Here is a 12736-nt window from a genome sequence, read left to right as displayed (position 1 = left end):
GATGTGATTCAAAGAGACAGACCGATCATTTAGGAGGAGTAGTAATGTTAAATACGTTAACGAGAAAAGATCAGCTGGAACATATGGAGAAAGTCGATTATGACCTCGTTGTCGTCGGCGGTGGGATCACCGGCGCCGGAGTCGCACTGGATGCGGCAAAACGCGGCATGAAAGTCGCTTTGGTGGAAATGCAGGATTTTGCTGCAGGCACTTCCAGCCGGAGCACGAAGCTCGTGCACGGCGGACTGCGTTATTTGAAGCAGATGCAGATCGGTGTCGTCAGGGCCACGGGGGTCGAGCGCGCCATCGTCTATGAAAACGGACCGCATGTGACCACACCGGAATGGATGCTGCTGCCGTTCCATAAAGGCGGCACATACGGCGAGATGATGACGAGCATCGGCCTGAAAGCATACGATTTCCTCGCCCGGGTGAAAAAAGGCGAGCGCCGGCAGATGCTCTCCGTCGACGACGTCAAGGAAAAGGAGCCCCTCGTCAAAACCGACGGGCTGCTCGGCGGCGGGTATTACGTTGAATACAAGACCGATGATGCACGTCTTACAATCGAGGTCATGAAGAAAGCGGCCGAGTTCGGTGCCGATCCGGTCAATTATATGAAGGCCACCGGCTTCGTCTATGATAAGGGCCAGGTCGTCGGCATACGTGCACATGACCTGCTCGATGACAGAGAATACCAGATACTCGGCCGCCGCGTCGTCAATGCGACCGGGCCTTGGGTCGATGAAGTGCGTGAGAACGATCCGGCCTCTAAGGAGATCAAAAAGAACATCGTCCTCTCCAAAGGCGTTCATATCGTCTTCGACGGTGAGGACTTCCCGCTCCGCCAGGCCGTTTATTTCGATACGGAAAACGACGGGCGCATGATGTTCGCCATACCGCGTAACGGCAAGACGTACGTGGGTACGACCGATACGTTCTATGACGAAAACATCGCAAAACCGATCGCCACACAGGAGGACCGGGATTACCTCCTTGCCAACGTCAATTATATGTTCCCGGGGCTAGACCTGAAGGATGAGGATATAGAATCCAGCTGGGCGGGGATCCGGCCGCTCATACAGGAGCCGGGCAAGGGGCCGTCGGAGCTCTCCCGGAAAGATGAGATATGGGTCTCCGACAGCAAGCTGATCAACATCGCAGGCGGGAAACTGACCGGGTACCGCCATATGGCCGAAGAGATCGTCGACCTCGTCGCAGATGAACTGAAGAAAGAATATGGCTTGAAATTCAAGCCGAGCGATACGGAAAATCAGGTGATTTCCGGCGGTGATGTCGGCGGCAGCGACAACTTCGAAACATTCGTGGAAACCACTGCAGCCAAAGCTGGTGCATTCGGCCTGAGCTACGAGGAAGGCCGGGAAATCGCCCGGACTTACGGTAGCAATGCAGAGGAGATCTATAAGCTCGCGAGCGTCGTAACGGATGAGAACCCTTACGGCCTCCCTCCCGTCGAGTACGCCAAAGTCATCTACAGCATACAGAATGAGATGGTCGCAAAACCGACCGACTACTTCGTCCGCCGCACGGGGGATCTTTATTTCAACGTCCGTGAAGTCGAAAAACACAAAGACGGTGTGCTTGCACTCATGCAGCATACACTCGGCTGGAGTGACAGTGTGAGGGATGAGATGGCAGAAGAGCTTGACCTCGCCCTCCGGAATGCAGTCGGATATTTAGTAAAATAAACGCCACCCCGCCTCCGGGCGGGGTTTTTTCATGGCCGGATTGCGTGTATCCGGCGCGGGATGGATGACAGGAGTGCCTGTATTTGATTATGATGAAGGGAGACCTTTATTTACGATGATCATCATTAACAGGAGTGGAGATAATGAACGATACAGAAGAAATGTACGATATCACCATCATCGGCGGCGGCCCGACCGGACTGTTCACAGCCTTCTACGGCGGAATGCGCCAGGCGAAAGTGAAAATCATGGACAGCCTGCCGGAACTCGGCGGCCAGCTGACCGCACTTTACCCCGAGAAATATATTTACGACGTCGCGGGTTTTCCGAAGATCCGGGCGCAGGCACTCATAGATAACCTGACGGAGCAGATGAATATGTTCGATCCGACCGTCGTGCTCGGCCAGTCCGTCGAACAGCTGGAAAAGCAGGCGGACGGGACTTTCCGCATCGTCACCGATTCCGAGGTCCATCATTCCAAAACCATCATCATCACCGCCGGCAACGGGGCATTCCAGCCGCGCCGCCTGAAACTTGAAAATGCGGAGGAATATGAAGGGAAAAACCTCCATTACTTCATAGATGATATCAATACGTTCGCCGGAAAGCGGGTCGCACTGTTCGGAGGCGGGGATTCCGCTGTGGACTGGGCGCTCATGCTTGAGGAAATCGCAGAGGAAGTGACAATCATCCACCGCCGGGACAAATTCCGGGCACACGAACACAGCGTGGAGATGCTGAAACAATCGGATGTCACCATGAAGACATCCTTCGTCCCCGAATCGCTCATCGGGGACGGCGAGGCAATCAGTCAAGTCGTCATTGAAGAATCGAAGACCGAGAGGCAGGAAGTGCTCGATGTCGATGCTGTCATCTGCAACTATGGCTTCGTGTCCTCCCTCGGCGCAATCGCTGACTGGGGGCTTGAAATCGAAAAGAACTCCATCGTCGTGAATACAAAGCAGGAGACGAACATCCCCGGTGTGTACGCCGCAGGTGACATATGCACATATGACGGCAAAGTCGACCTGATCGTCACAGGCTTCGGCGAAGGGCCGACCGCAGTCAATAACGCCAAAGTCTACATGGATCCGGACGCCCGCGTCCAGCCGCGCCACAGCACGGCAATGTTCCCTTAAAGTGAAGGAAGCCTGTTGCCGGGCTTCCTTCCTTTTTTGCCGTTTTCGATTTTGTGCTGTTCAGATAAGGGGATTTTCGGCGTCATCTAAACAGTAAGGAGCTTCAAACGTTTAGTTAGGGAGATTTTTGGCGTTATCTAAACAGTAAGGTCCTTTGGCTGTTTAGTTACGGTGATTTCAGCAGCTATCTAAACGGCAGGACCCCCAAAACGTTTAGTTGGGAGGATTTTTATTGCCATCTGCACACTCAGACGCCGGCCAACAGAAAGAGGCTGGGACATCTGTCCCAGCCTCTTCTTCATTTCATTTTAAACCGTTTCGAATTTCAGTTCGCCGTCCGCAAAGTCGACTTTGAAGTTCTGCCCTTCAACGAGGTCGCTTTCGATCATTTTACGTGCGAGCGGCGTTTCAATATGACGCTGTATGAAGCGTTTGAGCGGCCTTGCGCCGAATTGCGGCTCATACGATTCATCGGCGATCCATTTTTTGGCGGCCTCCGTCACTTCCACGCTCATGTGCTGTGATTCGAGCCTGCGGTTCAGTTCAGAGACGAGCTTATCGACGATCATCGTCATATTGTCCCGTGACAGCGGGCTGAACATCACGATGTCATCCATACGGTTGATGATTTCAGGCTTGAAATGCATATGCACTTCGCCCATCACCGTATTTTTGACGTCCTCCGTCAGCTCGCCTTCGTTTTCGACGGCGTCAAGCAGATGGCCGGAGCCGATGTTCGACGTCATGATGATGATCGTATTCCTGAAATCGACCGAGCGGCCCTTCGAATCCGTGAGGCGCCCTTCGTCCAGCAGCTGCAGGAGGATGTTGAACACATCGCTGTGCGCCTTCTCCACCTCATCCAGCAGGATGACCGAATACGGCTGGCGGCGGATGGCTTCCGTCAGCTGTCCGCCCTCCTCATGGCCGACGTATCCCGGCGGCGCACCGATCAAGCGTGACACCGCATGCTTCTCCATGTATTCACTCATATCGATGCGGATCATATGCTTCTCGGAGTCGAACATCGTCGCGGCAAGCGTCTTCGCAAGTTCCGTCTTGCCGACACCCGTCGGTCCGAGGAATAAAAAGCTCCCGATTGGACGGTCCGGATCCTTGATGCCAGCCCGTGCACGGATGACTGCATCGGCAACGAGGTCGACGGCCTCATCCTGGCCGACCACCCGTTCATGCAGAATATCCGAGAGTTTCAGCAGCTTATCTTTTTCAGTCTCGACCAGCTTGCTCACCGGTATGCCGGTCCACTGGCTGACGATATAGCCGATCTCATCCTCGGTCACCACTTCACGGATGATGCGGTTCTCACCGGCGCTCGCCTCCTGAAGGTTCGCTTCATACTCGGCGAGCTCCTTTTCAAGCTGCGGCAGGCGGCCGTGCCTGAGCTCGGCTGCACGCTCTAGTTCATAGTTGTTCTCCGCTTCTTCGAGCTCCTGGCGTGCCTTGTCCACTTCGGCACGCTTTTCGTTCACACGGTTGATCTGCTCTTTTTCCTTTTCGACGCGCTGGGCCAGGCTGCCCTGCGCTTCACGCGCTTCCGCAAGCTCCTTCTGCAGTTCGTCAAGGCGCAGGCGCGATACTGAATCCTCTTCATTCTTCAATGCCTGCTCCTCGATTTCAAGCTGCATGACGCGGCGGTTGATCTGGTCCAGTTCAGTCGGGTTCGAGCCCATCTCCGTGCGGATCGTCGCGCTCGCCTGGTCCATCAGGTCGATCGCCTTGTCCGGCAGGAACCTGTCCGTGATGTAACGGTCCGATAATTCCGCAGCGGCAACGAGTGCACGGTCGGTGATCCTCACACCATGGTGCACTTCGTAGCGCTCCTTCAGTCCGCGCAGTATGGAGATCGTATCCTCGACATCCGGCTCGGGCACCTGCACCTTCTGGAAGCGGCGCTCGAGTGCGGAGTCCTTCTCGATATATTCACGGTATTCATTCAATGTCGTTGCACCGATGCAGTGCAGCTCACCGCGTGCAAGCATCGGCTTCAGCATGTTGCCTGCATCCATGGCACCTTCCGTCTTGCCGGCACCGACAAGCATATGGATCTCATCGATGAACAGGATGATCTGCCCGTCCGACTCCTTCACTTCCTTCAGCACCGCCTTCAGGCGCTCCTCGAATTCCCCGCGGTATTTCGCCCCTGCGACGAGTGCGGAGAGGTCCAGTTCGAATAAAGTCTTATCCTTCAGGCTGTCCGGCACGTCACGCCGCACGATCCGCTGCGCCAGGCCTTCGACGATCGCCGTCTTCCCGACACCCGGCTCCCCGATCAGGACGGGGTTGTTCTTCCTTTTACGGCTGAGTATCCGCACCGCGTTCCTGATTTCCTCATCACGGCCTATGACAGGGTCGACATTCCCCTGCCTGACCTCCTCGACCAGATCGCGGCCGTATTTTTCCAAAACTTCATACTGCACTTCAGGATTTTGTGTTGTCACATTATTCCCTCCTCTGACTTTATCGATCACTTCTTTGACGATGTCTTTTTTATTTCCGACGGCTTCTTTCATGATTGTTTCATTTTCAATTGCGGCAAGCAGCATATGCTCCTGGGAGATGAAGGCATCCCCCATTTCGGACATGTACTTCTCGGCACGGTTCACGATTGCCGTGAAGCCGTTCGACATATACTGCCCGTACTGCACATTTTCGCCGGTCACCACGTTATATTTTTCAAGTTTTTCATCATATTCCCGGATCAGTGCATCCACATCGACATTGACGCGCTCCAATATATCGCGGGCCATGCTGTCGTCGATTGAAAGCATCGCCTTCACCACCGCTTCGGCCTCTATCGACTGAAGCTTGAGGTCGATCGATATGCTCTGGGCACGTTCGATGATCGACTGCACCTGATAGGTCATCTTGTTGATATCCATTACCGTCACCTCGCATGATTTTTAGAGTTTGACCTTTTTTGACCATAGTTCAATTATACTACTTTTTACCCTTATTTCAAGTTATTTATCGCATTTGGAAGACTTTTATTTTATACTGAAGTTTAGATTTTAGGAGGCTTGGAGAATGGAAATATGGGAACTCATCAAATACTTGTTTTTAGGTCTGCTTCAGGGGTTCACTGAACCGATTCCGGTATCATCCAGCGGTCACCTTGTGATTGTCCGGGAGATTTTCGGGATTGAAGCGCAGGGATTGTCTTTTGAAATATTTTTGAACACTGCTTCACTGCTTGCTGTCTTATTCATTTACAGATATGATATTTTATCCATTCTTGGAAACTTGAGCCGGTTTTTATTCCGGGGCTCAAGGGACGCGGATGCGGTAGATGACGCGAAGTATACGATGTACCTGCTCATCGCGACGATTCCGGTCGGCATTATGGGAATTCTGCTCAAGGATGTGATCGGGGACAATATCTCTGTCGGATTCGTCGGGCTGATGCTCCTTGTGACGGGTCTTGCACTGTGGTTCATCAAAAATAAACGCGGCGAGAAGCGCGACGGGGAACTCACCGTCAAGGATTCGATCATCGTCGGACTCGCCCAGGTGGTCGCACTCACGCCGGGCGTCAGCCGGAGCGGTGCCGCACTCGTCGGTGCGATGGCCGTCGGGCTGAACCAGAAGAACGCACTCCGGTTCGTCTTCCTGCTGTACATACCCGTATCACTCGGTACTGCGCTGATCGGCATACCCGACATCGTGAACGACCCGAACATTGATACGCTGTGGATCGGCTATCTGCTCGCATTCGTTGCGTCGGTCATTGCGACTTATTTTGCGCTGAGATGGCTGCAGGGCGTCATGGAGCGCGGCAACCTGGTCATATTCTCGTACTATTGCTTTACGATCGGGTCGCTCTCGATCCTTTACCAGCTGTTCATCGCATAAGGAAGTGAATTTGTATGAAGATACTCATCACCGGTTTTGAACCGTTCGGCGGGGAGTCCATCAACCCGGCGCTTGAAGCCGTGAAGCGGCTGCCGGATGAAATTGAAGGTATGGAAATAAAGAAAACCGAAATACCGACGATCTTCCACCGGTCGGCTGAAGTCATGCGCAGTTTGTTGGTTGATGGCGCGTTCGACTGCGTGATCGCGGTCGGCCAGGCCGGCGGGCGCAGTGAAATCTGCGTCGAGCGGGTCGGCATCAACATTGATGATGCCCGGATCCCTGATAATGCCGGCAGGCAGCCCATCGATGAAACGATACAGCCCGGCGGTGCTGCGGCGTATTTTTCTAATCTGCCGGTGAAGCGGATGGTTGCTGCGGTGGCGGATGCGGGCGTGCCCGCCCGGCTGTCGAACACCGCCGGTACATTCGTCTGCAACCATGTCCTGTATCAGCTCGGATTCATGGCGGAGGAAGAATTTCCCGGATTGAAGTATGGCTTCATCCACGTGCCGTTTATTCCGGAGCAGGTTGATGATAGAGAGGGTGTGCCGTCGATGCCGCTTGAAGATATCGTTACGGGTTTGAGCGCTGCAGTCCGCGCGCTTTCTGAAGGTGATGAAGATATCACCCGCCCGATGGGCGAGCTGCATTGATCTTGAAACAGGCGACTGATGTCGCCTGTTTTTTTATGTATGTATCAACTTCTGTTTGGCCGATGGGAGCCGTCTATCGCTCAATCAACCAATCCAGTGAGCGATAGAACCGCTCCCCGCTTAATCACACCCGCCAATAATTACTCCACAAAACAAAAAACCGCCCTCCCGGGCGGTTCATAAATCCATTATTTAGCTGACGCCGAGTGCAATTTTTGCATAGCGGCTCATTTTATCTTTGTCCCAAGGCGGGTTCCAGACGATGTTCACTTCAGTATCCTTAACTTCCGGCAGTTCTGCCAGTGCCTGCTTAACGCTGTCCACGATCTGCGGTCCCATCGGGCAGCCCATTGAAGTCAATGTCATTTCAACACCTGCGTTGCCGTCTTCGTCAAGGTGCACACCGTAGACGAGGCCGAGGTTGACGATATCTATGCCGAGTTCAGGGTCAATCACGTTTTCCAACGCGCCCATCATGCTTTCTTCCATTTCTTTATCCATTCATCTCACTCCTTTAGAGTTTTAGTTACGTATATCATAACAAATTATTAACAAGGTTTAAATATAAATGCTATCATGGAATTGTGAACTTTTATAGAGGAGCAGAATTATGGAGAAGCATTTGATATGTTTGGATTTAGACGGCACACTACTTACGGATGATAAAAGCATCAGTCCGTATACAAAAGAAGTTTTAAATACATTGAAAAATAAAGGGCATGAGCTGATGATCTCGACCGGCAGACCTTACCGTGCGAGCGAGCCCTATTATACAGAACTCGGCATGGACACACCGATCGTCAATTTCAACGGTGCTTTCGTCCACCATCCGCATGATTTCAATTTCAGGACGGTGCATGAGGAACTCGACCTTGAAGTCGCGATTGAAATCGCAAGGAGGATCCCGGCCCTCAATATACAAAACGTCATCGCGGAAATAAAGGACACGGTCTACCTTCATTATCATGACGAAGTTTTATTTGACGCGTTCAGCATGGGGGAGCCGGTCGTCAAGGTCGGTGAGCTGACCCAGACGATGGAGGAAGGGCCGACGACGATCCTGATACAGGCGGAGGAAAAAGAGATACCCGCAATCAGGCAGGAACTCGACGACCTGTTCGCCGAGGCGATCGAGCACAGGCGCTGGGGTGCACCCTACCCGGTTCTTGAGATCATCAAAAAAGGGATCAACAAGGCGGTCGGCGTGGATTATGCGCGCGGCTACCTGGGAATCGACCGCAGGAATACCATCGCCTTCGGGGATGAGGACAATGATACGGAGATGCTCCAGTATGTGGCACATGGTGTTGCCATGAACAATGCCATCGACGACATCAAAAGTGTGGCGGATTACGTCACAGATTCAAATAATGATGATGGAGTCGGAAAATTTCTGGCTGATTATTTCAGCCTGAAGATATAAATCCAGGAGGTTGATACATTATGAAACTATTTGCCGACAGCTGTTCGGACATGACACTCGAGGAAACAAAACGGAGAGGGATCGAAGTGCTGCCGCTGACGATCACCATCGATGACGAAAACTACAGGGACCAGCTCGACATCTCAAGCGAAGAAGTGCTGCAGGCGATCAGGGACGGTAAAAGACCGACGACTTCCCAGGCGAACCCTGAAAATTTCGTGGAAAAATTCACGCCTTATGTGGAAAAGGGGGAATCGATATTATATATCGCCTTTTCAAGTGAATTATCCGGCACTTACCAGAGTGCGGTCATCGCTAAGGATACCATCATGGATGAATATCCCGAGGCGGACATCACACTGATCGATACGAAAGCGGCGAGCTACGGCCTCGGCATGATCGTCGAGCGGGCAAGCGATGATATCCAGAACGGCTTATCGAAAGAGGATGTCATTGAAAATGTCAAAAAGAATGTCAGGAACATCCGTCATTTCTTCACTGTAAATGACCTGGATTATCTTGCTCAGGGCGGCAGGCTTTCCAAGGGGAGTGCCTTCCTCGGCGGGCTCCTGAACATCAAGCCGCTGCTTCATATGGAAGACGGGAAACTGGTGCCGCTCGAGAAACACCGCGGCATAAAAAAGGTCTTCAGCAGCATGGTCAATCACCTGAATGAAGACAACGTCAAAGGCAGGGCGCACATCGTCCATGCGAATGCGCTCGAAAGTGCAGAACAGTTGAAAGAGAAGCTGCTCGCCGAGACCGGGCTTGAAGAAGTCAACATCAGCATGATCGGCCCGACGATTTCAAGCCATACCGGCAACGGTACAGTGGCGTTGTTTTATTTCAACGAAGGGGTGTAGGAAATGGGTAAAACCGTTGTTGTGGGCGGCGTTGCAGGAGGCGCCACGGCCGCATCACAGCTGAGGCGCCTCAATCCGGAGTGTGAGATTGTCATCTTTGAAAAAGACCGCGATATCAGTTTTGCCAACTGCGGCCTGCCCTACCACATCGGCGGTGAAGTGGCAAAACGCAGCCAGCTGATTGCGGCCACTCCCGAAAGCTTCGGCAAAAAGGATGTCACTGTCCGTACTTATCATGAAGTCATTGAAGTGAATACTTCCGAAAACTTCGTCACCGTCAAAAATCTGAAGTCCGGTGAGATTTTCGAAGAATCATATGACCATCTGGTCCTCTCCCCGGGCGGCAGGCCGCGGATCGTCCCGGCGCTTGCCGGCGTCCCGGAAAACCATGTCCTCCACACGCTTGAAGATATGGATAAAATCATGAAGTATATCGATGATGAAGGTATACAGGAAGTGGTCGTCGTCGGTTCCGGGTTCATCGGCATGGAAGTGACGGAAAACTTGAGGATGCGTGACATCGATGTCACACTCGTCCACAGGAACGGCCACCTTTACGGCCATATCGAAGAGGAGATGGCCGCCGTCCTACAGCAGACGCTTGAAGACCACGGGGTCACTTTGAAGATGAATTCCGAAATCGACCGCGTCGCCGATGGATATGCCCATCTGACGACGAATGAAAAAATACCGGCCCCGATGATCATCCAGGGCATCGGCCTGACGCTGAATACCGAGTTTTTAAGGGATTCCGGGGTGGACGTCACCGACCGCGGCCTCATCCCGGTGAATGAATACGGGCAGACCAATATTGAGAATGTCTACGCCCTCGGTGACATCATGGAGACGAACTACCTGCACGCACCGGAAATACGTGCCAACATCAAGCTTGCATGGCCCGCACACCGCATGGCCTACACGATTGCAAACCATATCCACGGTGAGTATGACGTGAAGTTTGAAGGCCTGCTCGGCACGAACATCATGCGGCTCTTCGAATATGAAATCGGCGCAATAGGACTCGAGCGGAAAGACGTCCGTGGCATTGAGCATTTCGTCATCGATAACCAGCAGAATTTCAAGGCAGGTTATATGGAAGGCGCATCGAAGATCCGGATTAAAATGTATGTCGGTAACGACGGCACGATCTTAAGGGCAGCGATGATTTCAAAGAGCGGCGTCGACAAGCGGCTCGATACCCTCGCCGCCCACATCCGGGCCGGCGGAAAAGCGCAGGACCTCATCAATATCGAAGTCGCATATTCCCCGCCGTTCTCGAGCCCGAAAAGCGACTTGAACATGGTCGGTTACAAAGCGATCGAAGAGATGAAAAAGCGCGGATTATACTGAGAATAAAGGACCACGGCCCTGGATGGGTCGTGGTTTTTTGTGCGCCCGGGTGCTTTTCCGATTTGCGCCGCTTTTTATTCCCCTGCAAATCGGATTCGGAATACTTTTCCGATCTGCGCCGCTTTTTATCCCTCTTCAAATCGGATTCCGCGAACATCCTCCCCCTACAAATCAAAAAGAACCCCGGTCCCCCGGGGTTCAGTCATTTATTTGTTCTGACTCTCTCTGTATTTTTTGTTTTTCCGTCCTGCAAGGAAGATGAAGAGTGCAAATCCGCCGAAGATGATGACGCTCGCAATGACGTAGCCGTTGTTGAAGCCGCTCTCCTCCACGATCGCATAGAGTTCGGTCTCTTCACGGTCGAGCACCACAATGTATTCGCCGGGCGCTGTGGCGCGGATCATATCGCCGATCAGCATGCCGCTCAGCACTTTACCTTCATCCACGTCATCGAGGTTCAGGTTCACGCCGTTCGTCTCGCTTGTATCATTGACATTGAGAATAAAGTCCACGTCGTTCGTATGATACCGGGTGATGTAATGGCCGTCGCTCTGATGCAGCGTTTCAAGGTCGCCGGTGAAGGCGTTCTTATGGTCATTGTAGACCCTGCTGATGTGTTCGATGTACTCGACCACTTCCTGGTCGGTCCACAGGTCCATCTGCGGATGGATTTCCGGTATCGTCTCACCGTTCAATGCGACTTCCGTCCCGTACAGCATGCTGATCGGTCCGGTGTGGCTGTACAGGTAGGTCATAAGCTGTTTGACGCGTGTGCCGGGGAACATGTTCTCCTCCACGGCATGCGATGTGAACCGCTCGCTGAACCAGTGGTCCGCAAGCAGCATATGCTCCGATTCCGGGATTTCCGGGATTTCACGGTTCACCGTGGCATAGGCTTCGGCGAGCGTCTGCCGCATCGTCTCATCCGCGATATGGTCGAACCCTTCCGCCGTCAGACCTTCCGTCGTGGCGAAACCATATGTCTTCACATCTTCAGGCAGCACTTCGCCTGCATCGACGCCATCCTGTGCAATCATCATGGACAGCCCGTCTATATTGAACTCATCCACGAAATTCCCGATGACTTCCTGATATTCACTCTGGATCTCCGCATCAGTCAAGTCCAGCATCGCAAGGTCTTTATCATCGATGTAATCACCGTATATGCTGTTCACGGTCAATTCATCCGCTGCGCCTGCGCCGTCGACGGATACCGCAGGGACATCGACGATGACCTCAAGGCCGATATCATGTGCCGCTTCGACGAGGCTCTCCAGTCCTTCGGCCCCGCCGAGGCCCGCGTCGATTTCTTCATAGCTTTCAACATCATAGCCGAGGTAGTCATCCGGTGCAAATGCGAACACCGGTGATAAGTGGATGGCTGTAAAGCCCATGTCACTGATGTATTCGAGGTTCTGCTCGATTCCGGTGAAGTCCCCGCCGAAACGAAGCTCAGGGTTTTCATCCTCCGGCACCGATTCATCCGTTGAAGTGTCCGCATTCAGGAAGCGGTCCACCACGATGCTGTAGATCCGGTCCGTATCGTTCACTGTTGTATTCGCCGATATATATGTAGAAGGTGTATATAGTGCCATGCCGAGAATCAGCGCTGACATTACTGTTTTAAATATTTTCATTGTCTATGCCTGCCTTTAGTTTCATATCTTCACCAGTATACTAGATTAGTGAATCGTTCGGTCGGTTTTCGTCAAAAGTTCATAAATTCGAT

The 12736-nt window shown here is 52.8% G+C and carries 10 protein-coding genes; 7 read left to right on the top strand and 3 right to left on the bottom strand.

Annotation, left to right across the window (positions count from 1 at the left end):
- The first annotated feature begins 44 nt into the window (after positions 1-44).
- Together LPW40_RS11660 and LPW40_RS11655 are read left to right on the top strand one after the other, a co-directional pair.
- On the top strand, positions 45-1706 hold the full coding sequence (locus LPW40_RS11660) for a glycerol-3-phosphate dehydrogenase/oxidase (RefSeq protein WP_230822427.1): 1662 nt from the start codon (positions 45-47) through the stop codon (positions 1704-1706).
- A 143-nt stretch (positions 1707-1849) separates the two neighbouring features.
- A complete protein-coding gene (locus LPW40_RS11655; protein ID WP_230822426.1) occupies positions 1850-2845 on the top strand; it encodes an NAD(P)/FAD-dependent oxidoreductase in 996 nt (331 codons plus the stop codon).
- A 308-nt stretch (positions 2846-3153) separates the two neighbouring features.
- Here the strand turns inward: LPW40_RS11655 and clpB are convergent, their stop codons facing one another.
- Positions 3154-5745, bottom strand: coding sequence for an ATP-dependent chaperone ClpB (gene clpB / locus LPW40_RS11650; protein ID WP_230822425.1), 2592 nt, complete (start codon positions 5743-5745; stop codon positions 3154-3156).
- Positions 5746-5890: 145 nt separating this feature from the next.
- On the opposite strand from clpB, the gene LPW40_RS11645 reads away from it, so the two are divergent.
- A complete protein-coding gene (locus LPW40_RS11645; protein WP_230822424.1) occupies positions 5891-6715 on the top strand; it encodes an undecaprenyl-diphosphate phosphatase in 825 nt (274 codons plus the stop codon).
- 14 nt (positions 6716-6729) lie between these two features.
- The gene (gene pcp / locus LPW40_RS11640) at positions 6730-7371 is read left to right on the top strand and encodes a pyroglutamyl-peptidase I (RefSeq protein ID WP_230822423.1); all 642 of its coding nucleotides are present in this window, start codon (positions 6730-6732) and stop codon (positions 7369-7371) included.
- 192 nt (positions 7372-7563) lie between these two features.
- Here the strand turns inward: pcp and LPW40_RS11635 are convergent, their stop codons facing one another.
- Positions 7564-7872: a metal-sulfur cluster assembly factor gene (locus LPW40_RS11635; protein WP_230822422.1), complete on the bottom strand. Its 309-nt coding sequence runs from the start codon at positions 7870-7872 to the stop codon at positions 7564-7566.
- 109 nt (positions 7873-7981) lie between these two features.
- On the opposite strand from LPW40_RS11635, the gene LPW40_RS11630 reads away from it, so the two are divergent.
- Genes LPW40_RS11630 through LPW40_RS11620 form a run of 3 tightly spaced genes read left to right on the top strand, consistent with a single transcriptional unit; the run spans position 7982 to position 11007 of the window.
- Complete coding sequence (locus LPW40_RS11630; protein WP_230822421.1) at positions 7982-8794, top strand: Cof-type HAD-IIB family hydrolase; 813 nt, start codon at positions 7982-7984, stop codon at positions 8792-8794.
- A gap of 20 nt (positions 8795-8814) precedes the next feature.
- Positions 8815-9657, top strand: a complete 843-nt coding sequence (locus tag LPW40_RS11625; RefSeq protein ID WP_230822420.1) for a DegV family protein — start codon at positions 8815-8817, stop codon at positions 9655-9657.
- A gap of 3 nt (positions 9658-9660) precedes the next feature.
- On the top strand, positions 9661-11007 hold the full coding sequence (locus tag LPW40_RS11620; RefSeq protein WP_230822419.1) for a CoA-disulfide reductase: 1347 nt from the start codon (positions 9661-9663) through the stop codon (positions 11005-11007).
- Between the two features lie 206 nt (positions 11008-11213).
- Here the strand turns inward: LPW40_RS11620 and LPW40_RS11615 are convergent, their stop codons facing one another.
- Complete coding sequence (locus tag LPW40_RS11615) at positions 11214-12623, bottom strand: alpha-amylase family glycosyl hydrolase (protein ID WP_230822418.1); 1410 nt, start codon at positions 12621-12623, stop codon at positions 11214-11216.
- Positions 12624-12736: the final 113 nt, after the last annotated feature.

It is taken from the genome of Salinicoccus halitifaciens (assembly GCF_021026095.1).
In the GTDB taxonomy this organism is placed as follows: Bacteria; Bacillota; Bacilli; order Staphylococcales; family Salinicoccaceae; genus Lacicoccus; species Lacicoccus halitifaciens.
Note: the sequence above shows the minus strand (reverse complement) of the source record. Positions and strands in the feature narration are given on the sequence as shown.